At 68.8% G+C, this 23,055-nt stretch carries 20 protein-coding genes; 14 read left to right on the top strand and 6 right to left on the bottom strand.

Features of this window, described 5'->3' with window-relative positions; all coding sequences use genetic code 11:
• The first annotated feature begins 26 nt into the window (after positions 1-26).
• The 4 genes from I7X39_RS17860 (at position 27) to nadB (ending at position 5,190) form a co-directional block, all read left to right on the top strand.
• Positions 27-488 carry a molybdenum cofactor biosynthesis protein MoaE gene (locus I7X39_RS17860; RefSeq protein WP_198112524.1) on the top strand — a complete coding sequence of 154 codons (462 nt, stop codon included), beginning with the start codon at positions 27-29 and terminating at the stop codon, positions 486-488.
• A complete protein-coding gene (gene crcB / locus I7X39_RS17855; protein WP_198112523.1) occupies positions 485-850 on the top strand; it encodes a fluoride efflux transporter CrcB in 366 nt (121 codons plus the stop codon). The genes I7X39_RS17860 and crcB overlap by 4 nt, the downstream gene beginning before the upstream one ends.
• A gap of 73 nt (positions 851-923) precedes the next feature.
• Positions 924-3,515, top strand: coding sequence for an ATP-dependent chaperone ClpB (gene clpB / locus I7X39_RS17850; protein WP_198112522.1), 2,592 nt, complete (start codon positions 924-926; stop codon positions 3,513-3,515).
• A gap of 70 nt (positions 3,516-3,585) precedes the next feature.
• Positions 3,586-5,190, top strand: coding sequence for an L-aspartate oxidase (nadB, locus tag I7X39_RS17845; protein ID WP_198112521.1), 1,605 nt, complete (start codon positions 3,586-3,588; stop codon positions 5,188-5,190).
• A gap of 3 nt (positions 5,191-5,193) precedes the next feature.
• Here the strand turns inward: nadB and I7X39_RS17840 are convergent, their stop codons facing one another.
• The gene (locus I7X39_RS17840; protein WP_198112520.1) at positions 5,194-5,709 is read right to left on the bottom strand and encodes a DUF4124 domain-containing protein; all 516 of its coding nucleotides are present in this window, start codon (positions 5,707-5,709) and stop codon (positions 5,194-5,196) included.
• A gap of 108 nt (positions 5,710-5,817) precedes the next feature.
• Here I7X39_RS17840 and guaB point away from each other — a divergent pair, with 108 nt between their 5' ends.
• The 3 genes from guaB to guaA are packed head-to-tail and all read left to right on the top strand — an operon-like array spanning position 5,818 to position 10,172.
• Positions 5,818-7,284 (top strand): IMP dehydrogenase, encoded by a 1,467-nt coding sequence (guaB, locus tag I7X39_RS17835; RefSeq protein WP_198112519.1) that lies wholly within the window; start codon positions 5,818-5,820, stop codon positions 7,282-7,284.
• A 52-nt stretch (positions 7,285-7,336) separates the two neighbouring features.
• Positions 7,337-8,575, top strand: a complete 1,239-nt coding sequence (locus tag I7X39_RS17830; protein WP_232352036.1) for an MFS transporter — start codon at positions 7,337-7,339, stop codon at positions 8,573-8,575.
• Positions 8,568-10,172 carry a glutamine-hydrolyzing GMP synthase gene (gene guaA, locus I7X39_RS17825; protein WP_198112518.1) on the top strand — a complete coding sequence of 535 codons (1,605 nt, stop codon included), beginning with the start codon at positions 8,568-8,570 and terminating at the stop codon, positions 10,170-10,172. The genes I7X39_RS17830 and guaA overlap by 8 nt, the downstream gene beginning before the upstream one ends.
• Positions 10,173-10,421: 249 nt before the next feature.
• On the opposite strand, the gene dinB is transcribed toward guaA, so the two are convergent.
• Both dinB and argH read right to left on the bottom strand, forming a co-directional pair.
• Positions 10,422-11,627 carry a DNA polymerase IV gene (dinB, locus tag I7X39_RS17820; RefSeq protein ID WP_198112517.1) on the bottom strand — a complete coding sequence of 402 codons (1,206 nt, stop codon included), beginning with the start codon at positions 11,625-11,627 and terminating at the stop codon, positions 10,422-10,424.
• Positions 11,620-13,020: an argininosuccinate lyase gene (gene argH / locus I7X39_RS17815; RefSeq protein WP_198112516.1), complete on the bottom strand. Its 1,401-nt coding sequence runs from the start codon at positions 13,018-13,020 to the stop codon at positions 11,620-11,622. The genes dinB and argH overlap by 8 nt, the downstream gene beginning before the upstream one ends.
• A gap of 47 nt (positions 13,021-13,067) precedes the next feature.
• Between argH and I7X39_RS17810 the strand changes: the two genes are divergently transcribed.
• The 4 genes from I7X39_RS17810 to I7X39_RS17795 all read left to right on the top strand — a co-directional run bounded on the left by I7X39_RS17810 (position 13,068) and on the right by I7X39_RS17795 (position 16,831).
• On the top strand, positions 13,068-14,120 hold the full coding sequence (locus I7X39_RS17810; RefSeq protein WP_232352035.1) for a sensor histidine kinase: 1,053 nt from the start codon (positions 13,068-13,070) through the stop codon (positions 14,118-14,120).
• Between the two features lie 13 nt (positions 14,121-14,133).
• Positions 14,134-14,949 (top strand): LytR/AlgR family response regulator transcription factor, encoded by an 816-nt coding sequence (locus I7X39_RS17805; protein WP_198112515.1) that lies wholly within the window; start codon positions 14,134-14,136, stop codon positions 14,947-14,949.
• A gap of 15 nt (positions 14,950-14,964) precedes the next feature.
• Entirely contained in the window at positions 14,965-15,411 is a 447-nt protein-coding gene (locus I7X39_RS17800) for a DUF6265 family protein (protein WP_198112514.1), read from the top strand.
• Between the two features lie 61 nt (positions 15,412-15,472).
• The gene (locus I7X39_RS17795; protein WP_198112513.1) at positions 15,473-16,831 is read left to right on the top strand and encodes a DUF3422 domain-containing protein; all 1,359 of its coding nucleotides are present in this window, start codon (positions 15,473-15,475) and stop codon (positions 16,829-16,831) included.
• Here the strand turns inward: I7X39_RS17795 and I7X39_RS17790 are convergent, their stop codons facing one another.
• Both I7X39_RS17790 and I7X39_RS17785 read right to left on the bottom strand, forming a co-directional pair.
• Positions 16,832-18,373, bottom strand: coding sequence for a M56 family metallopeptidase (locus tag I7X39_RS17790; RefSeq protein ID WP_198112512.1), 1,542 nt, complete (start codon positions 18,371-18,373; stop codon positions 16,832-16,834).
• On the bottom strand, positions 18,366-18,737 hold the full coding sequence (locus I7X39_RS17785) for a BlaI/MecI/CopY family transcriptional regulator (protein WP_198112511.1): 372 nt from the start codon (positions 18,735-18,737) through the stop codon (positions 18,366-18,368). Before I7X39_RS17785 ends, I7X39_RS17790 begins: the two co-directional genes overlap by 8 nt.
• A 192-nt stretch (positions 18,738-18,929) precedes the next feature.
• Between I7X39_RS17785 and I7X39_RS23725 the strand changes: the two genes are divergently transcribed.
• Complete coding sequence (locus tag I7X39_RS23725; protein ID WP_198112510.1) at positions 18,930-19,637, top strand: TonB family protein; 708 nt, start codon at positions 18,930-18,932, stop codon at positions 19,635-19,637.
• Here I7X39_RS23725 and I7X39_RS17775 read toward each other — a convergent pair.
• A complete protein-coding gene (locus I7X39_RS17775) occupies positions 19,627-21,537 on the bottom strand; it encodes a B12-binding domain-containing radical SAM protein (protein ID WP_198112509.1) in 1,911 nt (636 codons plus the stop codon). The genes I7X39_RS23725 and I7X39_RS17775 overlap by 11 nt on opposite strands.
• 155 nt (positions 21,538-21,692) lie before the next feature.
• On the opposite strand from I7X39_RS17775, the gene I7X39_RS17770 reads away from it, so the two are divergent.
• Together I7X39_RS17770 and I7X39_RS17765 are read left to right on the top strand one after the other, a co-directional pair.
• A complete protein-coding gene (locus tag I7X39_RS17770) occupies positions 21,693-22,388 on the top strand; it encodes a CoA transferase subunit A (RefSeq protein ID WP_198112508.1) in 696 nt (231 codons plus the stop codon).
• A gap of 1 nt (position 22,389) precedes the next feature.
• Entirely contained in the window at positions 22,390-23,028 is a 639-nt protein-coding gene (locus tag I7X39_RS17765; protein ID WP_198112507.1) for a 3-oxoacid CoA-transferase subunit B, read from the top strand.
• The last annotated feature ends 27 nt before the right edge of the window (positions 23,029-23,055 follow it).

Here is a 23,055-nt window from a genome sequence, read left to right as displayed (position 1 = left end):
CGCGGCCTGGGTGCCACAATTTCTCCATGCCCGTGCATATCTGTGAACAGCCGCTGAATTTGGCCCAGGCCTGGCAGCGCGGCCTGGCCGCCGAGGTCGGCGGCATCGCCAGCTTTCTTGGCGTGGTGCGCGACCTGCCCGGCGGCGGCCTGCAGGCCCTGGAGCTGGAGCACTACCCGGGCATGACCGAGCGCGCCATCGAAGCCATGATCGAACAGGCCCGGCCGCGCTTCGGCCTGCACCACGCCGAGGTCTGGCATCGCGTGGGCCGGTTGGCGGTGGGCGAGCCCATCGTCTACGTGCTGACGGCCAGCCCGCACCGCCAGGCCGCGCTGGATGGCTGCGCCTTCCTGATCGACTACCTGAAGACCCAGGCGCCGTTCTGGAAGAAGGAGCATGGCCCGGCCGGCGCCCAGTGGGTGGATGCCCGCGAGGCCGATGACGCCGCGCTGGCGCGTTGGGGCATCAGCGCCCGCAACAGCGCATGAACCAGGCCCTGGCCGTGGCCTTCGGTGCGGCTGCCGGCGCGCTGCTGCGCTGGCGGGCCGGGCTGTGGCTGAACGCCCGCTGGGGCGGCTTCCCACTCGGCACGCTGGCTGTGAACCTGGTCGGCGGCCTGCTGATCGGGGCCTGCCTGGTGCTGCTGGCGCGGGCCGATCAGGCGCTGTGGCGCCTGCTGCTGGTGACCGGTTTCCTGGGCGGGCTGACGACCTTCAGCGCCTTTTCCGCCGAATCCCTGACCCTGCTGCAGCGCGGCGCCTGGGGGCTGGCCACCCTGCACAGCCTAGCCCATGTGCTGGGCGCCTTGGGCGCGGCCGCACTCGGGGCCTGGCTGGCGCGCAGCCTTTGACACGGCGCAAAGCGCGCCCGGCTTGAAATGCCAAGCTCAGGGCCCACATGGCAGGCATTCCGGAGGAAACCCCATGCGTCCTGACAAATTCACCACCCGCTTGCAAGAAGCGCTGGCCGACGCCCAAAGCTTGGCCGTCACCCGCTCCAACCCCTACATCGAGCCCGTGCATCTGCTGGCCGCCATGCTGGCCCAGCCCGAAGGCCCGCGCGCCTTGCTGGATCGCGCCGGGGTGAAGGTGGCCGCGCTCAAGGGCGCAGTGGAAGGCCTGCTGGGCGGCTTGCCCCAGGTTGAAGGTGGCGGCCAGGCGGTGCAGCCGAGCCGTGACCTGATGGCCCTGCTGCAGGGCGCCGAGCGCGAAGCGGCCAAGCAGGGCGATCAGTACATCGCCAGCGAAATGGCCCTGTTGGCCCTGGCCGATGCCAAGACTGACCTCGCCGGCGTGGCACGCGGCCATGGCCTGAACCGTGCGGCCCTGGAAGCCGCGCTGAAGGCCGTGCGTGGCAGCGACAAGGTGGACAACCCCGAAGCCGAGGGCCAGCGCGAGGCGCTGAAGAAGTACACGCTCGACCTGACCGAGCGCGCCGCCCAGGGCAAGCTGGACCCGGTGATCGGCCGCGACGACGAGATCCGCCGCGCCATCCAGGTGCTGCAGCGCCGCAGCAAGAACAACCCGGTGCTGATTGGCGAGCCCGGCGTGGGCAAGACCGCCATCGTCGAAGGCCTGGCCCAGCGCATCCATGCCGGCGAGGTGCCCGACAGCCTGCGCAACAAGCGCGTGCTGGTGCTGGACATGGCGGGCCTGCTGGCCGGCGCCAAGTTCCGTGGCGAGTTCGAAGAGCGCCTGAAGGCCGTGCTCAAGGAAGTGGCCCAGGAAGAGGGCCGCGTGATCCTCTTCATCGACGAGATCCACACCATGGTCGGCGCCGGCAAGGCCGAGGGCGCCATCGACGCCGGCAACATGCTCAAGCCCGCGCTGGCGCGTGGCGAGTTGCACTGCATCGGCGCCACCACGCTGGACGAGTACCGCAAGTACGTCGAGAAGGACGCCGCGCTGGAGCGCCGCTTCCAGAAGGTGCTGGTGGGTGAGCCCAGCGTCGAGCAGACCATCGCCATCCTGCGCGGCCTGCAGGAAAAGTACGAGGTCCACCACGGCGTGGAGATCACCGACCCGGCCATCGTGGCCGCGGCCGAGCTGAGCCACCGCTACATCACCGACCGCTTCTTGCCCGACAAGGCGATCGACCTGATCGACGAGGCCGCGGCCAAGATCAAGATCGAAATCGACTCCAAGCCCGAGGCCATGGACAAGCTGGACCGCCGGCTGATCCAGCTGAAGATCGAGCGCGAGGCCGTCAAGAAAGAAAAAGACGAAGCCAGCCAGAAGCGCCTGGGCCTGATCGAGGAAGAGATCAGCAAGCTCGAGCGCGAGGCCGCCGACCTGGAAGAAGTCTGGAAGGCCGAGAAGGCCCAGGCCCAGGGCTCGGCCCATGTGAAGGAGGAGATCGATCGCATCAAGACGCAGATCGAGGAACTCAAGCGCAAGGGCGACTTCAACAAGGTGGCCGAGCTGCAGTACGGCAAGCTGCCCGAGCTGGATAAGCGCCTGCACGAGGCCCAGGCCAAGGAAGGCAAGGGCGAGAAAGCCGACAAGCCCAAGCTGCTGCGCACCTTGGTGGGCGCCGAAGAAATTGCTGAGGTGGTGGCGCGTGCCACCGGCATTCCGGTGAGCAAGCTGATGCAGGGCGAGCGCGACAAGCTGCTGGCCATGGAAGACAAGCTGCACCAGCGTGTGGTGGGGCAGGACGAGGCCATCGTGGCCGTGGCCGATGCCATCCGCCGCAGCCGCGCCGGCCTGAGCGACCCGAACCGGCCGCTCGGCAGCTTCCTGTTCCTGGGCCCCACCGGCGTGGGCAAGACCGAGCTGTGCAAGGCCCTGGCCGGCTTCCTGTTTGACAGCGAAGACCACATGGTGCGCATCGACATGAGCGAGTTCATGGAGAAGCACTCGGTCAGCCGCCTGATTGGCGCGCCCCCGGGCTATGTGGGCTATGACGAAGGCGGCTACCTGACCGAGGCCGTGCGCCGCAAGCCCTACAGCGTGCTGCTGCTCGACGAGGTGGAGAAGGCCCACCCCGACGTCTTCAATGTGCTGCTGCAAGTGTTGGACGACGGCCGCCTGACCGACGGCCAGGGCCGCACCGTGGACTTCAAGAACACCGTCATCGTGATGACCAGCAACCTGGGCTCCCAGCACATCATGGCGCTGGCGGGGCAGGGTGACGAGGTGGTGCGCGAGGCCGTGATGCACGAGGTCAAGGCCCACTTCCGGCCTGAGTTCCTGAACCGCATCGACGAGACCGTAGTCTTCCACGCACTGGGCCAGGAGCACATCAAGTCGATCGCGCGCATCCAACTGCGTCATCTGGAGCAGCGCCTGGCGCAGCAGGAGATGAAGCTGGAAGTGAGCGAGGCCGCGCTCGACGAACTGGCCAAGGTCGGTTTCGACCCGGTGTTCGGCGCGCGGCCGCTGAAGCGCGCCATCCAGCAGCGCATCGAGAACCCGGTGGCCAAGCTGATCCTGCAGGGCAAGTTCGGCCCGAAGGACATCGTGCCAGTGGATGTGGCCGACGGCGCCTTCAGCTTCGCCCGCGTTGTCCACTGACGCGGCGCCTTTTGGGCCCCGGTGAAGCGCGCCTTCGCCGGGGCCTTTTCATTGCCGGGACAATGGCCCGATGACCAAGCCTTCTGAGACCGGTATGGCACCGGTGGTGATCATCGGCGCCGGCCTGGCCGGCTTGACCGTGGCCCTGCACCTGGCCGACCGCATGCCTGTGCTGGTGCTGGCCAAGCGCGAGCTCGGCGAAGCCGCCACCGCCTGGGCGCAAGGCGGCATCGTGGGCGTGCTGGGCAGCGACGACTCGATCGACTCCCATGTGCGCGACACCGCCGATGCCGGCGCCGGCCTGGTGGACGAGGCCACGGCGCGCTTCATCGCCGAGCGCAGCGCCGCCGCTGTGGAGTGGCTGGTGGGGCAGGGCGTGCCCTTCACGCAGGACGACGCCGGCCCGCTGGGCCTGCACCTGACGCGCGAGGGCGGCCATGCGGTGCGCCGCATTGCCCACGCGGCCGACGCCACCGGCAAGGCCATCCACGATGCCCTGCTGGCCAAGGCGGCCGCCCACCCGAACATCCAGCTGCGCCAGCGCTGGATGGCGGTGGACCTGATCACCAGCCGCCACCTGAAGCGCGAGGAGACCACCCGCTGCTACGGCGTGTACGCGCTCGACATCGACAGCGGCCGCGTGGACACCGTGGCCGCCCAGGCCGTGGTGCTGGCGACCGGCGGGGCCGGCAAGGTCTACCGCTACACCACCAACCCCGACACGGCGACCGGCGACGGCGTGGCCATGGCCTGGCGGGCCGGTTGCCGGGTGGCGAACATGGAATTCATCCAGTTCCACCCGACCTGCCTGTATCACCCACAGGAGCGCAGCTTCCTGATCACCGAGGCCCTGCGCGGCGAGGGGGGGCATCTGAAGCTGCCCAATGGCCACCGCTTCATGCCGGAGCACGACGAACGCGCCGAACTGGCGCCGCGCGACATCGTGGCCCGCGCCATCGACTTCGAGATGAAGAAGCATGGCGTGGACCATGTCTGGCTGGACGCCCGCCATCTCGGCGAGGAGTTCCTGAAGAGCCATTTCCCCACCATCCACGCGCGCTGCCTGAAGCTGGGCATCGACATCGCCAAGCAGATGATCCCCGTGGTGCCGGCGGTGCATTTCACCTGCGGCGGCGTGGTCACCGATCTGGACGGCCGGGCCGATCTGCCGGGCCTGTTTGCCGTCGGCGAGACCGGCTACACCGGCCTGCACGGAGCCAACCGGCTGGCCAGCAACTCATTGCTGGAATGCGTGGTATTGGGCCAGACCTGTGCGGCGCGGATCGCTGCCGAAGCCCGGAACTGTGCGGTGCCGCTGCCGGCCTGGGATGAAAGCCAGGTGGAGAACGCCGATGAGCAGGTGGTCATCGCCCACAACTGGGATGAGCTGCGTCTCTTGATGTGGAACTACGTCGGCATCGTGCGCACCACCAAGCGCCTGGAGCGTGCGCTGCACCGCATCGAGCTGCTGCGCGCCGAGACCCTGGAGTACTACGCGAACTTCCGCGTCAACCGCGACTTGCTGGAACTGCGCAATCTGGTGGATTGCGCCGAGCTGATCGTGCGCTCGGCCCTGATGCGGCACGAGAGCCGCGGCCTGCACTTCAGCCGTGACTTCCCTGCCACGCTGCCGGTCAGCTTCCCGACCCTGTTGATCCCGCCGACGCGGCGCTGATCCTTACTTGCACTCGGAGGCGATGACGGCCTTCAGTTTCTGGATTTCGGCCGCGCGCATCGCGTCGTCCATGATCAGGCGCTCGCCACTCTCGGTCACGCGGGCGATGCGGATGCCGGACTCCAGCGTCGTCAGCTGCTGCTTGGCATTGCTGCAGTTCTGAGCCCGGATGTCGGCGTTGCGCTTCTCTTCCGCCTTGAGCTTGGCCTCGCTTTCCTTCGCGGCCTTGCTCTTGGCCTCGGCCTCGCGCTTGGCGGCCGCGGCACTGGCGGCATCGGCCGGCGCGCTGGCCGCCGGGTCCGAGGCCTTGACGCCAAACGGCACGATCTGGACCGGCTGCTTGGCATTGGCCGGGCGGGCCAGGATGTCCTTTTCCGGTGTGCCCTGCGGCGGCGGACGGTCGCTGTATTGCACCTTGCCGCTGGCATCGCGCCACTTCCACTGGCCCTGGGCCTGGGCAGAACCGAGGGTCATCAACACGCACAGAGCAAGAAGGCTGGCCGAACGGAATGCAGTCATGGTGGTCAGGCGGGTGAACAGCGAGCGGTCAGTCTAGCCCGACCCTGCCCCGCCAGGGCTTACCCGCGGTGCTCTCTATAATCCCGCTTTGCGTCTGGAGCTTTCCCCATGCGCCTTCTTGGCAAAGCGTTGACCTTCGACGATGTGTTGTTGGTCCCTGCGTTCTCCACGGTGTTGCCACGCGACACCGATCTTTCCACCCAGCTCACGCGCCGTATCCGCATCAACCTGCCGATTGTTTCGGCGGCGATGGACACGGTCACCGAAGCCCGGCTGGCCATCGCCATCGCCCAGGAGGGCGGCATCGGCATCGTGCACAAGAACCTGCCGGCTGCCGCCCAGGCGGCCGAGGTGGCACGCGTCAAGCGCTATGAATCCGGCGTGCTGCGCGACCCGATCACCATCGGGCCTGACCTGAAGGTGCACGAGGTGCTGGCGCTCAGCCATCAGCATGGCGTCAGCGGCTTCCCGGTCGTCGAAGGCAAGAAGGTGGTCGGCATCGTCACCGGCCGCGACCTGCGCTTCGAAACCCGCATGGACGTGGCGGTGCGCGAGATCATGACCCCGGCCGAGCGCCTGGTCACGGTCAAGGAAGGTGTGTCCCTGGCTGACGCCAAGGCGCTGCTGCAGAAGCACCGCCTGGAACGTCTGGTGGTGGTGAACGACAGCTTCGATCTGCGCGGTCTCATCACCGTCAAGGACATCACCAAGCAGACCAGCTTCCCGAATGCCGCCCGCGATGCCCAGGGCAAGCTGCGCGTCGGTGCGGCGGTGGGCTTCGGCGACGACACCGAGGAGCGTGTCGAGCGCCTCGTCAAGGCCGGTGTGGACGTGCTGATCGTCGACACCGCGCACGGCCACAGCGCCGGCGTGCTGGACAAGGTGCGCTGGGTCAAGAGCCAGTACCCGCAGGTCGATGTCATCGGCGGCAACATCGCCACCGCCGCGGCAGCGCGCGCGCTGGCCGAGGCCGGTGCCGACGGCGTGAAGGTGGGTATCGGCCCGGGCTCGATCTGCACCACCCGCATCGTGGCTGGCGTGGGCGTGCCGCAGATCACCGCGATCGACAACGTCGCCAGCGCCTTGCGCGGTTCTGGCGTGCCAGTGATCGCCGACGGCGGCGTGCGCTTCTCGGGCGACCTGGCCAAGGCCATTGCCGCCGGTGCCGATGCCGTGATGATGGGCGGCGCCTTTGCCGGCACCGAGGAAGCCCCAGGCGACCTGATCCTCTACCAGGGCCGCAGCTACAAGAGCTACCGCGGCATGGGATCGCTCGGTGCGATGGCCAAGGGCAGTGCCGACCGCTACTTCCAGGAAGGCGGCAACAACCCCAACACCTCCAAACTGGTGCCGGAAGGCATCGAGGGCCAGGTGCCCTACAAGGGTTCGGTGGTGCAGGTGATCTTCCAGATGGCCGGCGGCCTGCGTGCTTCGATGCACTACTGCGGCTGCGCCAGCATCCAGGACATGCAGGACAAGGCGGAGTTCGTCGAGATCACCTCGGCGGGCATGCGCGAATCGCATGTCCACGATGTGCAGATCACCAAGGAAGCGCCCAACTACCGGGCGGAGTGAGCGACTGAAAGGCAGACAAGGCGGGGGCACTCCCCGCCTTGTCGTTTGAGCAATGCAAAACCGCCAGGCCTCGATGGCCTTTATCTTCGCCACGGTGCTGATCGACATGATCAGCATCGGGCTCATCATCCCGGTGCTGCCGGCCATCGCGGGCAGCTTTTCCAGCAGCCAGGCCGACCACGCGGTGGCCTATCTCTGGGTGGCCGGCGCCTTCGGCCTGGCCAACTTCATCGGCTCGCCCATCCTGGGCGCACTGTCCGACCAGTACGGCCGCCGGCCCGTGCTGCTGCTGGGCTTCAGCGGGTTGGCTCTGTCCTTCTTCGTCACCGCCGCCGCCACGGCGCTGTGGATGCTGGTGGCCATTCGCCTCGTCAGCGGCGCCATGCAGGCCAACATCTCGGTGGCCAACGCCTATGTAGCGGACATCACGGCCCCGGCCGAGCGCGCCAAGCGCTTCGGTCAGCTGGGTGCGGCCTTCGGCATCGGCTTCATCCTCGGCCCGGCTACGGGCGGCATGCTGGGTGCGATCGATTTGCGCCTGCCCTTCGTCGTCGCCGGCTGCCTGGCCCTGGTGAACCTGGCCTATGGCTACTTCGTGCTGCCGGAGTCGCTGCCGCAGGACAAGCGCCGCGCCTTCGACTGGCGCACCGCCAACCCCGTCAGCAGTCTGAAGAAGCTCGGCGAGCTCAAGGATGTGGGCGTGCTGGTGGTGGTGATCGGTCTCTCGGCCCTGGCGCAGTTCATCCTGCATGCCAGCTGGGTGCTGTTCACCACCTTCAAGTTCGGCTGGGGGCCGAAGGAGAACGGCCTGTCGCTGTTTGCCGTCGGCTTCATGTCGGTGCTGGTGCAGGGTTTCCTGCTGCCGCGCCTGCTCAAGCGCTTCGCCACGCCGCGCCTGGTGGTGCTCTCGCTCGTGTCCAGCAGCCTGACCTATCTCGGTTGGGCCCTGGTGCCGCAGGGCTGGATGCTGATCGTGCTGATCGTTTTCAACGTCTTTGGCTACGCCGCGTCGGCGGCGATCCAGAGCATCGTCTCCAACAGCGTGGACGCCACGCGCCAGGGCGCCACGATGGGCGCGGTGGCCGGCCTGAACAGCCTGATGGCCGTTCTGGGTCCGCTGATCGGCCCGGGCCTGCTGACGCTCGTGGCCCATCTGCCGCAGGGCGACTGGCGCATCGGCGCGCCCTTCCTGCTCTGCGCCGCGCTGCAGGCCCTGGCCCTCGTCTTCGCGCTGTCCTACCAGCGCCGCCATCCTTCCCAAGCTGCTCTTCAGGTGAATTCCCATGCATGACAAGGTCCTGATCCTCGACTTCGGCTCGCAAGTCACCCAGCTCATCGCACGTCGCGTGCGCGAAGCCCAGGTGTATTGCGAAATCCACCCGAACGATGTCTCGGACGATTTCATCAAGGCCTTCATGCCCAAGGCCATCATCCTGAGTGGCAGCCATGCCTCCACCTACGAAGACCATGAGCTGCGCGCGCCGGCCCAGGTCTGGCAGCAGGGTGTGCCGGTGCTGGGCATCTGCTACGGCATGCAGACCATGGCCGTGCAACTGGGCGGCCAGGTGAGCTGGAGCGACCACCGTGAGTTCGGCTACGCCGAGGTGCGCGCGCACGGCCACACGCAGCTGCTCAGCGGCATCGAGGACTTCGCCACGCCCGAGGGCCACGGCATGCTCAAGGTCTGGATGAGCCATGGCGACAAGGTCAGCGCGCTGCCGCCCGGCTTCAAGCTGATGGCCAGCACGCCCAGCTGCCCGATCGCCGGCATGGCCGACGAGAGCCGCCACTTCTACGCCGTGCAGTTCCACCCCGAGGTGACGCACACCCTGAAGGGTGAGGCCATGCTGCGCCGCTTCGTGCGCGACATCGCCGGGTGCCAGGGCGACTGGCAGATGGGCTCGTACATCGACGAGGCGGTCGCCAAGATCCGCGAGCAGGTGGGGGACGAGGAGGTCATCCTCGGCCTGTCCGGCGGGGTCGATTCCTCCGTGGCCGCGGCACTGATCCACCGCGCCATCGGCGACCAGCTGACCTGCGTGTTCGTCGACCACGGCCTGCTGCGCCTGAACGAGGGCGACGCGGTGATGGAGATGTTCGAAGGCAAGCTGCACGCCCATGTGGTGCGCGTGGACGCCAGCGAACTCTTCCTGAAAGAACTGGCCGGCGTGACCGACCCGGAGCAGAAGCGCAAGATCATCGGCCGCCTGTTCGTGGACGTGTTCAAGGCCGAAGCCGAGAAGCTCAAGGCCGGCGACCGTGGCCACAAGGGCGCCAAGTGGCTGGCCCAGGGCACCATCTACCCGGACGTGGTGGAGAGCGGCGGCACCAAGACCAAGAAGGCCACCACCATCAAGAGCCACCACAACGTCGGTGGCCTGCCCGAGCAGCTGGGCCTGAAGCTGCTGGAGCCGCTGCGCGAGCTCTTCAAGGACGAGGTGCGCGCACTGGGCGTGGCGCTCGGCCTGCCCGCCGAAATGGTCTACCGCCACCCCTTCCCGGGCCCCGGCCTGGGCGTGCGCATCCTCGGCGAGGTGAAGAAGGAGTACGCGGATCTGCTGCGCCGCGCCGACGCCATCTTCATCGAGGAGCTGCGTGGCTGGAAGGACGAAGCCACGGGCAAGAGCTGGTACGAACTGACCAGCCAGGCCTTCACCGTGTTCCTGCCCGTGAAGAGCGTGGGCGTGATGGGTGACGGCCGCACCTACGACTACGTGGTGGCCCTGCGCGCCGTGCAGACCAGCGACTTCATGACCGCCGACTGGGCCGAGCTGCCCTATGGGCTCTTGAAGAAGGTGTCGGGTCGCATCATCAACGAGGTGCGTGGCATCAACCGCGTGACCTACGACGTCAGCTCCAAGCCGCCGGCGACGATCGAGTGGGAGTGATGTGGACAGCCGACCGTCCTGAGGACGGTCGGCTGCCTCATCACTCCGAGCGGCCTGCAAGCCGCGAGGTGGGGGTGATGCTGGCAGGCAGCGAGATCTCCGTGCCTCATCACTCCGAGCGGCCTGCAAGCCGCGAGGTGGGGGTGATGCTGGCAGGCAGCCAGATCTCCGTGCCTCATCACTCCGAGCGGCTTGCAAGCTGCGAGGTGGGGGTGCTGGTTGAAGCGTCAGGGGCCTGCGGGCCCTTTCTCATTCGTCAAACAGGGATTGGTTGCTGGGGCGTTCTGACTTGACCCGGGCGCGCGGGGCACTGGACTGCCCTGCGCCGGTCGCCTCCAATCCCGCCGCCCGCACCCCCATCAGGCGCAGGCGCTTGCTCAAGTCCACCCGCTTCAGGCACAGCCCGGCGGCGTGGCGGATGTCGGCGGCAGCTTGCACCGGGGCTTCCAGGGTCTGATCCCGTGTGACGGTCTTGAAGCCCTCAAAGCGCAGCTTGATGCCGATGGTGCGTGCACTCAAGTTCTTCTTTGCCAGATCGCGCGCCAGCGCCTCGCAGAGTCGGTCCAGGATGGCGCCCAGCTCGGCTTTGTCGCGCACCGCGTGCAGGTCGCGCTCGAAGGTGGTCTCGTGGCTGATCGAGACCGATTCGCTGTGCGTGACCACCGGGCGTTCGTCGCGGCCGTGGGCGGATTCGTGCAGCCAGGCGCCGTAGCTCTTGCCGAAGCGCTGGATCAGCCAGGCCGGGTCGCAGGCGGCCAACTCGCCAATGCTGTGCACCCCCAGGTCTTCCAGGCGCTGCGCGGCCTTGGGGCCGACGCCGTTGATGGCGCGCACGCTCAGCGGCCAGATGCGCGTGGCCAGGTCCTCGGGCCGGATCAGGGTCAGGCCATCGGGCTTGTCGAGCTCGCTGGCGATCTTGGCCAGCAGCTTGTTGGGCGCCAGACCGATGGAGCAGGTGAGGGCAGTGGCGGCACGCACGTTGTTCTTGATGTCCTGCGCGAGCTGCTTCAGCCCACCCAGAGGGTCGTGCGCCACGCTGCCGCGCCCTTGGGCCAGTTCGCTCAGGTCGATGTAGATCTCATCAATGCCGCGGTCCTCGATGACTGGGGCGATCTCGCGCACGGCGGCTTTGAAGCGGCGCGAGGCCGCGCGGTAGGCCTCGAAGTCCACCGGCAGCAGGATGCAGTCCGGCGCCAGCTGGGCGGCCTTCATCAGGCCCAGGCCGGAGCGCACGCCAAAGGCGCGCGCCGCGTAGGTGGCGGTGGTGATGACGCCGCGGCCGGTGTAGTCGCGCAGACGGGAGAACTGCAGCTGGCCGTCGGCCCCGGCGCGCGGCTGGTGTTCGCGCCGGCCGCCGATGACCACCGGCTGGCCCTTGAGCTGCGGATAGCGCAGCAGCTCGACGGACGCGTAGAACGCGTCCATGTCGAGATGGGCGATCCAGCGCTCAGCCAAGCCGGCTGCGGTGGCGCGCGATCTGGGCGCGTACCTGCTCGGGCGCGGTGCCGCCCAGCACTTTGCGGCTGGCCAGCGAGCCTTCGAGTGAGAGCGGGCCGAACACGTCGGCGTCGATGCGCGCGTCGATGGCCTGCAGCTGCGCCAGCGAGAGCGCGGCCAGCTCCAGCCCCTGTTCGCTGGCCACGCGCACCGCGTGGGCGACGATCTCGTGCGCGTCGCGGAAGGGCACGCCCTTGGTGCGCACCAGGTAGTCGGCCAGGTCGGTGGCGGTGGCGTGGCCCTTCTGGGCGGCGGCGCGCAGGTTGTCGGCACGGGCTTCCAGGCCGGCCAGCATTTCCACAAAGATGCGCAGGGTGTCGCGCAGGGTGTCCACCGTGTCGAACAGCGGTTCCTTGTCTTCCTGGTTGTCCTTGTTGTAGGCCAGGGGCTGGCCCTTCATCAGGGTCAAGAGGCCCATCAGATGGCCGTAGACGCGGCCGGTCTTGCCGCGTGCCAGCTCGGGCACGTCGGGATTCTTCTTCTGCGGCATGATCGACGAGCCGGTGCAGAAGCGGTCGGGCAGGCGCACGAAGCCGAAGCTCTGGCTCATCCACAGCACCAGCTCCTCGCTGAGGCGCGAGATGTGCATCATGGCCAGCGCGGCGGCGTGCGTGAACTCGATGGCGAAGTCGCGGTCGCTCACGGCGTCCAGGCTGTTCTGGCACACGCCTTCCATGCCCAGGGTGCGCGCCACGCGCTCGCGGTCCAGCGGGTAGGGCGTGCCGGCCAGGGCGGCGGCGCCCAGGGGCAGGCGGTTTGCGCGGCGGCGGCAGTCGGCCAGGCGCTCGGCGTCGCGGGCGAACATTTCCACGTAGGCCAGCAGGTGGTGACCGAAGCTGACCGGCTGGGCCACCTGCAGGTGGGTGAAGCCGGGGGCGATGACGTCCGCATGCACCTCGGCGCGTTCCACCAGCACGGCCTGCACCTGGCGCAGCAGCTCCAGCAGGCCGTCGATCTCGCCGCGCAGCCACAGGCGTACGTCAGTGGCCACCTGGTCGTTGCGGCTGCGGCCGGTGTGCAGGCGCTTGCCCGCCAGGCCGACCAGCTCGGTCAGGCGCGCCTCGATGTTCAGGTGCACGTCCTCCAGTTCCAGTTTCCACTCGAACTGGCCGGCCTCGATCTCGCCGCGAATCTGGTTCAAACCGCGCTGGATGTCGGCCCAGTCGGTGTCGGAGATCAAGGCCTGGGCGTGCAGCATCTCGGCGTGGGCCAGGCTGCCCTCGATGTCGGCCGCCCAGAGGCGCTGGTCGAAGCCGACACTGGCGGTGTAGCGCTGCACCAGCTCGCTCATCGGTTCGGCAAACAGGGCGGACCAGGCTTGGGCCTTGTTGGCCAGGGGGTTGGAAGACATGGAGGCGCAAAGGCAGCAAGGAAGCCTAGGATTCTAGGAATCACCCCATGACGCAGACCGAAGCCCCAGTTTCCCAATACGCCGAGCGCGTGGACCGCAGCGAGCCCCCTGTGCTGGCGCTGCCCGTGTTCGAGCTTTGCCATGTCGGCGTGGTGCTGCGTGCGCTGCTGGGTGTGCAGGGCCTGCTGGCCTTGCTGCTGGCTACCCTGGCCCGTAGCCCGGCGGAATGGCTGGAGGGCTTCATGGAGGCCAGTGCCGTCAGCGTGCCGGCCCTGATGGCCTGGTTGCTGGTGGTGTGCGGCCTGCACCTGCGCCTGGCGGCCTGGCCGATGCTGCGCGTGCGCCTGGCCCTGATGGCGCTGGGAGCCCTGTGCGCCTGGGCGCCCTGGTGGTTGGGGGCCCGCTTCATGGACCTGGTGGGGGCCGACCCGGTCAGCCCCTTTCGCGGCGTGGCGGTGGCTGCCTGCGGGGCCACGGCGGCGGCTTTTCTGGTGCAGGCGCTGCTGCTGCGCGCGCGTGCCCAGGCGCCCAGCGGCATGCAGGCGCGCTGGGTGGAACTGCAGGCGCGCATCCGGCCGCACTTCCTGTTCAACACCCTCAACACCGCCATCGCCCTGGTGCGCGTGAACCCGCAGCAGGCCGAGCAGGTGCTGGAAGACCTGGGCGAGCTCTTTCAGGCGGCGCTGGCGCCCGACGAGCAGGCTTGCACACTGGCCGACGAGATCGAACTGGCACGCCGCTACCTGGACATCGAGCAACTGCGCTTTGGCGAGCGCCTGCGCCAGCACTGGGAGCTGGACCCGACCTGCGCCGCGGCCCGGGTGCCCCCGCTGCTGCTGCAGCCCCTGGTGGAAAACGCCGTGCGTTACGGCGTGGAGCCCAACGAGGCCGGTGGCGAGCTGTGGGTGCGCACGCGCCGGCGTGCCGGCAGCGCCGAACTCTCGGTCTGCAACACCCTGGCTGCGCCGGGGCAGGGCGGGCATGGGCTGGCGCTGGCGAACGTGCGGGAGCGCTTGGCGCTGTTGCACGATGTTGCCGCCAACATGGAAATCGAGGTCACGCCCCAGCAATACTGCGTCCGCATCACCTTACCTCTGTAGGGAAGTTCTCTGCATGCTCACCCAGCCGCCCCTGCGTGTCCTGATCGCCGATGACGAACCCCTGGCCCGCGCGCGCCTGCGCACGTTGCTCGAAACCTGCCGCGACCCCCATGCCGAGGTGGTGGCCGAGGTTGGCACCGCTTCCGCCGCCCAAACCTGGCTGCGCGAGCATGGCTGCGACCTGGTGCTGCTGGACATTCAGATGCCCGGGCCCGACGGGCTGATGCTGGCGGAATCCCTGCAGCACCGCCCCGGCAGCCCGCTGGTGGTGTTCGTCACGGCGCATGCCAAGCACGCTGTCGAGGCCTTCGGCCTGGATGCGGTGGACTATCTGACCAAGCCCTTCCGCGCCGAACGCCTGCAGTCCGCCCTGGTGCGGGTGGCGCAGCGCCTGCGCGAGCGCGAGGCTGCGGCCCAGTTGGAACCGCGCCCGACCGAGGAGTCCGAGGCGCTCAGCATCCACGAGCGCGGCCGTGTGCTGCGGGTGCCGCTGACCGAAGTGCTTTACATCAAGGCCGAGCTCAAGTACCTGACCGTGCGCACCGCCCAGCACCGCTACGTGATGGACGGCAGTCTGAACGACATCGAGCAGCGCATGGGCCACCGTTTCCTGCGCGTGCACCGCAACGCCCTGGTGGCCAAGGCCGCGGTGCGCGAACTGGCGCGTCACCAGCCCGGCGAGGAGGAACTGCCGGCGGATTTCGGCGCGGCCGAACTGGAGTCGGCCGAGACCTGGTCGGTGCGCGTGGCGCCCGTCAACGAATGGCTGCAGGTGTCACGCCGCCAGCTCGCCGCGGTGCGTGAGGCGCTGCGGGCGCTGGCGGGCTGAACGGCGCGGACGGCCATGCTCGCCACCCTGCTGCTCGCCGCCGGCCTCAGCGCCAGCCCTGCCGATCTCGCCTTCATGCAAGGCAGCTGGGAAGGGCGCCTGGGCAGCCTGCAACTGCAGGAGCGCTGGACCGACGCGGCCGGCGGCCTGATGCTCGGCGTGGCCCGCAACCTCAAGGGCGAAGGCGCGGCGCGGCGTGCCGTCGGCTTCGAGTTCCTGCGCATCGAATTCCGCCAGGACGGCTCGGTCGTCTATGTGGCCCAGCCCCAGGGCCGCCCACCCACCGAGTTCCGGCTGACGGCGCTGGAGACTGGTTCGGCCCGCTTCGAGAACCCGCAGCACGACCACCCCAAGTCCATCCGCTACCGGCTGGAGGGGCCGGACGACCTGGTGGCCGAGTTGGAAGGCACCGAAGGCACGCAGCGCTTTCGCTTCCAGCGCGCACCCAGTGGCGAACGCTGAATTGCCCAGGCACCAAGGCCGCTGACGCCGGGTTTTCACGCGCGGCACCCAGAATCGGCGCATGGAGCGCCCCGTACCCAGTCCGACCGCCTTCCCGACCCGTTCGGACCTGCCGCTGCACCAGGAACTGCATGCCCGCCCCGCGCTGCCGGCGCGTGCGCCCTGTGTGGTGTCGTACTGGGCGCTGGCCGACATGGCCAGCGAGCGCGCCGACGCTGCGCTCCTGGCGCTCAGTCGCTGGGTGGGTGCACCCGACCCGCTGCCCGGCCAGCGCCACGCCCGCGTGCCCGGCCCGGGCTGGGAGCTCAAGTTCGAGCGCCATGGCGAGTTCGTCAGCTGGCAGCTGAACCGCCCGCTCAGCGCCTGGACCTGGCCGCAGGACCCGCTGCAGGCGCGCACCGCGCTGCAGCAGATCGGTACCCTGGACGACCTGCCCCAGGCCCTGCTGGCCGAGTTCCAGAAGCCCGACGCCGGCCGCCTGATTGCCGCCACCCATGTGCTGATGCTGGCCGCGCGCGGCGACGACGAGCTGCTCGGCCAATGCCGCGAGGCCTTGCGAGGCGGTGGCGGCGATGACAGCGCCCCGCTGATGGGCGCCTTCATCGGCGACGCCCGCAATGCCGCGCTGCTGACCCAGTTGCAGCTCGGCCCCGACGGCTTCACCCGCTTCGTGGTGCTGGACTTTGGCCTGCCGCGCGACCAGGCCGCGCGCGAGGCGCAGCGTCTGTGCGAGATCGAGGCCTACCGCATGCTGGCCATGCAGGGCTTTCCGCTGGCGCAGCAGGAGTCCCAGCGGCTCGATGCGCTGGAGCAGCGCCTGCAGGCCGCCGTGCACGCCCTGGCGCACGAACCCGACACCGACGACGCCGCCGCCTTTGCCGAGCTGACCGCGCTGGCCGCCGAGGTGGAGCACGCCAGCGCGCGCAGCGGCTACCGCTTTTCCGCCACGCGGGCCTACCACGCCCTGGTGCGCCAGCGCCTGGACGACCTGCGCGAGCAGCGCATGATGGGCGTGCAGACCCTGAGCGGCTTCCTGAGCCGGCGCTTCGCCCCGGCCATGGCCTATTGCGAGAGCACCGAGCGCCGCCTGGGCGCTTTGGGCGAGCGCATCAACCGCGCGGTGAACCTGGCGCGTGTGCGCATCGAGGCGCAGCGCGAGCAGGGCAACCAGGAACTGCTGCGCGCCCTGGCCACGCGCCAGCAGGCGCAGCTGAAGCTGCAGCAGACCGTCGAGGGGCTCTCGGTCGTCGCCATCAGCTACTACGCGCTGGGCTTGGTGGGCTACGGCGCCAAGGCGCTGGCCAAGCTGCCCGGCCTGCCAGCCTGGTGGCCCTCGGCCGATGCGCTGGTGGCCCTGGCGGTGCTGCCGGTGCTGGGGGCGGTGGCCTGGGGCTTGCGGCGGCTGCGGCGCGGGGAGTGATCAGGGCATGATGCGGCGGGGCCTGACTTCCAGCCGCACCACACGTCGATCGGTTTCGGAGTTGAACTCCAGCGTGGCCAACTCACCGTTGGGGACCATCAGCCGCGGCTGCAAGTTGCGGCCCCCGACCTGCAGCTCGAAGCGCAGGTCCAGGTAGGCGGGCAGCCGGGCTTGCATGCGCAGCTTTCCGGCGATCGGCAGGGGGCCGTCGCGGCCCAATTCGATCCGGGTGTCCTGACCCAGGTCGCCACGGGTGTGCACCGTGTCGATGGACTGTCCGTCTACAAAGGCGCGCAGCTCCAGCTCCACCGCCCCCGACTGGTCCGGGTCCACAGGAGTGCTGAGGCCGCCCTGGCCCGGTTCCACGCGATCGATCGTCACCACCGCCCGCTGCTGGCGCAGCTCGGGCTCGTCGACGGCGATTTGCAGCGGCTTGCCGACGCTGATGAGGCCTTCGGCCTCTGACATCGTCACCCTCGGAAAACCCAGGTTCAGATAGGCGTGCACGCGCTGTGAGCGGTCGGCCTGCTGGGCCTGGCCACTGAGGGTCACGAGCAAGTCTTTCTGCTTGAAGCTGCTGAGGCGCACCGAGGCCTGGCCCGGGCTGCCCAGTTCGACCCGTTGCACATCCACCAGGCGATCGCTCACATAGCTGCTCACGGCATAGGTCAGGTTCTGCCCCGCAGGTCCGGATGCCGGCGCTGCAGGGGGTGTCAGAGCCCAGGCGCTGCCCAGCAGGGCGAGGCAGCTCAGCACGGCGAGCCAGGGACGGGCGACACGGCGAGAAAGCGACTGGAGCATGGTGATTCTTTCGATCAAGGGATGGGGCGCGAAGGGGCTGATGGCCAGCGGCGTCGCCGCACCGGGTTGGGCTTTGGCCAGCGTGCGCAGATAGCGTCCCGTCTGCTCCGGCTGCGCGCGCAGCACGGCAGCATCGGCGGCCAATTCCTGGTCGGCGCGGAAGCGCCGCAGCGCCCACCAGGCCAACGGGTTGAACCAGTGCAGCAGCCACAGCAGGGCGGCCAGCAGGTTCCAGAGGTTGTCCTGCCTTTGCGCATGCACGCGCTCGTGGGCACGGATCAGGCAGCGCTCTTCGGGCGAGAAGCGCGCACGGAAGTCGCTGGGCAGAAGCAGGCGCGGCTTGAGCAGGCCGACCCAGGCCGGGCTGTGCCCCGCCGGCAGGCGGCGCCTGCGGACCTGGCGCTGGAACTGCCATTGGCGCCCGGCGAGCAGCAGCGCCAGCGCGAAGGCGCCGAGCGCCCACAGGCTCAGCCAAGGCAGGGCCGTCGGGATGGCGGCGCCAGCGGGTGCCGTGGCGGCGGCCGCTGACCAGCCGCCCAACTGGACTGTGTAAGCCAGCGGCAGTGCCGTGGCCGCAGGCCGGGGCAGGGCGGGGCTGAGCAACACCAGCGGCACCGCCATCCAGCCCAAGTACAGCGCCGGGGCGCCGCCCAAGCGCTTGAGCAAGGGGCGCAGCAAGAGCAGGGCTACCACGGTGCCACTCAGCAGCAGACTTTGCTGCAGCAACAGGGCTTCACTCATCACCACTCTCCGCCAGCAGCTTCTGCAGCGCCGCGCGGTCGGCCGCGCTGAGCTTCCTCTGGCTGCTGAACTGCGCCACCAGCGGCGCCAGCTGGCCGCCGAACAGGCGGTCGAGCAGGCCGATGCTCTGGCTGCCCACCCAGTCCTCGCGCGCCAGCAGGGGCCGGTAGAGGTAGCGCCGGCCGTCCTTGTCCGCGGCGATGGCGCCCTTGTTGAGCAGGCGGTTCAGCAGGGTCTTGATGGTGGCGAGCTGCCAGTCCTGCTGACCGGCCAGGGCGGCGGCGATTTCATCGGTGGCCTGTGGCGCGCGCTGCCACAGCACTTCCATGACCTGGGCCTCGGCCTCGCTGATGGGGAGCTTCATGTGATTGATTACTGATGTAAACGCGTTAAGTTTACGGGTGTAATCAAACCCATTGCCGCGGGCAAACCCGCGTTTTGCGCCATCGGCGTGTGCACAGGCGCGCGGGGCGGGGCCGTGCGCTAGCGCCTGTCATCGTTCTGACGTTAAGTTCCCGCTGTCGGTCCGCCAGGGCTTCGTCACGAGGGTCATGTCATGCGATGGTGGTGGGTGCTGGGGGTAGGTGTCATGGGTTCGGCGCTGGCGCAGGACGGCGGCAAGGGATTGAGCGACGCCGAGCGTGCCAAGCGCGATGCGGAAAAGGTGTTCAGCTTCATCAAGTTCCAGACGGTGAAGAAGCCCAGCGCCGCACCAGCAGCGGCACCCAGCGCCGCGGCACCAAGCCCCAGGCTGGCCCCTGCCCGCTCGGACGCCACGCCAACGGCCCGCAGCAAGCCCGCCGCGCCCGAGCCCGGCGTCGCAGCGGCGCAGGCCTCGGCGCCAAGCTTGGCCTCTGCGCCGGCAACCGTGCCGCAAATTGCGCCGGAGGCAAGCCGGCCGCAGGGTGCGGCGGCGGAAGACCCGGCCCGCCCTGCGCTTGGGGCGCCGGTTCAACCGCCCGCCGCCGCGGCGCCGCCGCCCACGCCCGAGCCGGAGCCCGAAGAACAGGAGGTTGAGCTGAAGCTGGTGGACTTCGTGGCGCCGGAACTGACGCCGCAGATCCAGGCCACCCTGGGGGCGAGCAGCCCGGTGGTCAAGCTGCGCTTCATGGTGGGCACCGACGGGAAGGTGCAGAGCGCGCGTGCCGTGGAAGGCGTGCCGCGCCGGCTGGGTCAGGTGGCCGAGCGCGCGGTGTTGCAGTGGCGCTTCGAGCCCCTGCCGGCCGCCCGGGAAGTGGAAGTGGAGATCGCCTTCAAGCGCTGACGCCGAGCGCCCGCGCGATGTGCCCGCGCTTGACGGTGGGCTTGGGCACGCGGATTTCCTCGAACCAGCGGCGCACGTCCCAATCCAGCCCCACACCGTGCATGAAGTTGTAGAGCCCGCGCTTCAGGCCCAGGCCCAGGCGGTCGTGGTCCACGCCGGTGGGGTCGATGAAGCCGATGTCGTTCTTGGCAAAGGTTCCGGGCGGCAGCGGGATCAGCTGCACGCCGAATTCCTCGGGCTTCTGGCCGACGGGCGAGTGCACGGTGCAGGCAAAGCGGTGGAAGAAGCCGCTGTGGATGCAGCCCTCTTCGAAGAGCTGGCGCACGTACTCCAGGGCATCGACGGTGTCCTGCGCGGTCTGGGTCGGGAAGCCGTACATCAGGTAGGCATGCACCAGCACGCCGTGGTCGGCAAAGGCCTTGGTGACGCGTGCGACCTGCTCCACCGTCACGCCCTTGTTCATCAGCTTCAGCAGCCGGTCACTGGCCACCTCCAGGCCGCCGCTGATGGCAATGCAGCCGCTCTCGGCGAGCTTTTCCACCAGGGCCGGGGTGAAGGTCTTTTCGAAGCGCACATTGCCCCACCAGCTGATGTCCAGGCGGCGCTGGATCAGTTCATCGGCCAGGGCTTTCAGCATCTTGGGCGGGGCGGCCTCGTCCACGAAGTGGAAGCCGGTCTGGCCGGTCTCGGCCACGATGGCCTCGATGCGGTCGGCCAGCACTTCGGCGGTGGTGGCCTCGTAGCGGCCGATGTAGTCCAGCCCCACGTCGCAGAAGCTGCACTTCTTCCAGTAGCAGCCCAGGGCCACGGTGAGCTTGTTCCAGCGCCCGTCGCTCCACAGCCGGTGCATGGGGTTGAGCATGTCGAGCAGGCTCAGGTAGTCCTGCAGCGGCAGGCCGTCCCAGGTGGGCGTGCCCACGTCCTCGAAGGGCACCTCGGGTTCGCCCAGGCCAGCCTGGTAACGCACCTGACCTTCCTCGCGCCAGAAGGAGCGCACCAGCCGGCTTTTTCCCCGTTTGCCCTTGAGGTGTTCCAGCAGGGCCAGCAGTACGCGCTCGCCAGCGTCCAGGGTGACGAAGTCAAAGTAGTCGAACACGCGCGGCTCGGCCAGCTCACGCAACTCGGTGTTCACGTAGCCGCCACCCAGCACCAGGGTGATGTGCGGGTGCGCTTGGCGGATCGCCTGGGCGATGCGGAAGGCGCCGTACACGCTGCCGGGGAAGGGGCAGGAGAGCAACACCACCTGCGGCTGGTGCGCTTCGATGGTTTCGAGCGTGAGCTGCTGCAGCGCTTCATCCACCACGGTGGGTGGCGCCGCCAGGGCCTCGGCCAGCGGGTCGAAGCTGGGCTGGCTCATGGCAAGGCGCTCGGCGTAGCGCACGAACTCGAAGCGCGGGTCCAGGGCCTCGCGGATCGCATCGGCCAGGTCATTCAGGAACAGGGTGGCCAGGTGGCGCGCGCGGTCTTGCGCTCCCAGGGTGCCGAAGGCCCAGGCCAGCGGGTCGGGTTCGTCTTCCTGGCCGGGGATGCCGGCATCGGCCGGCGCAAAGCGCGGCCCTTCGGGCAGGTAGGCGCGGCTGTTGATGCGGTGTGCCAGCGTGGCGTCGCGCCCCTGCAGAAAGGCCAGCACCCGGGGCGTGACCTGGGCGATGCGCTCGGCCTCCTGCAGATGGAACTGCAGGCTGGGGCTGGGCTGGGCCACCGCCTGGGCCGCACGGCGCAGGCGCTGCAGGCCCTGCGGCCTGAGCAGGTGCAGCACCAGGGCGAGGGCCAGATCGGCCTGGCGGGCATCCACGCCCTGGCGGCGCAGGAAGCCGGTGAGGTAGGCAGTGGCGGGGTAGGGGGTGTTGAGCTGCGTCATCGGGGGGATGAGCGACAGCACCCGGGGCGATTCGGTCATGGTGGGCAGGGGGTTGAGCCCGGATTGTCTGGCTTGCGCCCCGGCAAAGCCTGGCTTCGGCCGGGCAGGGGTGTGCCTGAATCCCGGACAGTGTTGCAGTGCAGCATTACGGGTGGTTTCGCGTAAGCTCGCGCCCTCTCTTCACGAGGCTGCCCATGAACAAGCTCTACCCGAGCGCCGATGCGGCACTGGCGGGCCTCGTCCACGACGGTCAATTGATCGCCGTGGGCGGGTTCGGTCTGTGCGGCATTCCCGAGGCGCTGATCGACGCGCTGCAGCGCACCGGCGCGCAGAACCTGACCGCGATTTCCAACAACGCCGGTGTCGACGGCTTCGGCCTCGGCAAGCTGCTGGAAACGCGCCAGATCAAGAAGATGATTTCCTCTTACGTGGGCGAGAACAAGGAGTTCGAGCGCCAGTACCTGGCCGGTGAGCTGGAGCTGGAGTTCACGCCCCAGGGCACGCTGGCCGAGAAGCTGCGCGCCGGCGGCGCCGGCATCCCGGCCTTCTTCACACGCACCGGCGTGGGCACCCTGGTGGCCGAAGGCAAGGAGCTGCGCGAGTTCGACGGCCACACCTATGTGATGGAGCGCAGCCTGCGCCCCGAGCTCAGCCTCATCAAGGCCGACGTGGCCGACAAGGCCGGCAACCTGCGCTTCCGCCTGACGGCGCGCAACTTCAACCCGGCCGCCGCCATGGCCGGCAAGGTCTGCGTGGTGGAGGTGGAGAAGATCGTCGAGGTCGGCGAGATCGCCCCGGACGACATCCACCTGCCCGGCATCTATGTGCACCGCATCGTGCACAACCCCACCCCCGAGAAGCGCATTGAAAAGCGCACCGTGAGGAGCTGAGATGGCCTGGAACCAAGACCAAATGGCGGCCCGCGCCGCCCAGGAGCTGGAAGACGGCTTCTACGTGAACCTCGGCATCGGCATCCCCACCCTGGTGGCCAACCATGTGCCGGCGGACAAGGAAGTTTGGCTGCAGAGCGAGAACGGCATGCTGGGTATCGGCCCCTTCCCCACGGAAGCGGAAGTGGATGCCGACCTCATCAACGCCGGCAAGCAGACCGTGACCACGCTGCCGGGCAGCTCGATCTTCGGCAGCCACGACAGCTTCGCGATGATCCGCGGCGGCAAGATCAACTTGAGCATCCTGGGCGCCATGCAGGTCAGCGGCAGCGGCGACCTGGCCAACTGGATGATCCCCGGCAAGATGGTTAAGGGCATGGGCGGCGCCATGGACCTGGTGGCCGGCGTGGCCCGCGTGGTGGTGCTGATGGAACACGTGGCCAAGAAGAAGGATGGCACCGAGGACCTGAAGATCATCCCCAAGTGCACGCTGCCGCTGACGGGCGTGGGCGTGGTGCACCGCATCATCACGGACCTGGCGGTGATGGACGTGACGCCGACCGGCCTGAAGCTGGTGGAGCTGGCCCCCGAGGTGACGCGCGAGTTCGTGCAGAGCAAGACCGGCGTGCCGCTGATCTGACCGAATCCCAGCGTTAACAGAATGAAG

The organism is Inhella proteolytica, from assembly GCF_016093275.1.
GTDB classification, from domain to species: Bacteria; Pseudomonadota; Gammaproteobacteria; order Burkholderiales; family Burkholderiaceae_C; genus Inhella; species Inhella proteolytica.
This window is presented reverse-complemented; position numbering and strand designations above follow the sequence as displayed.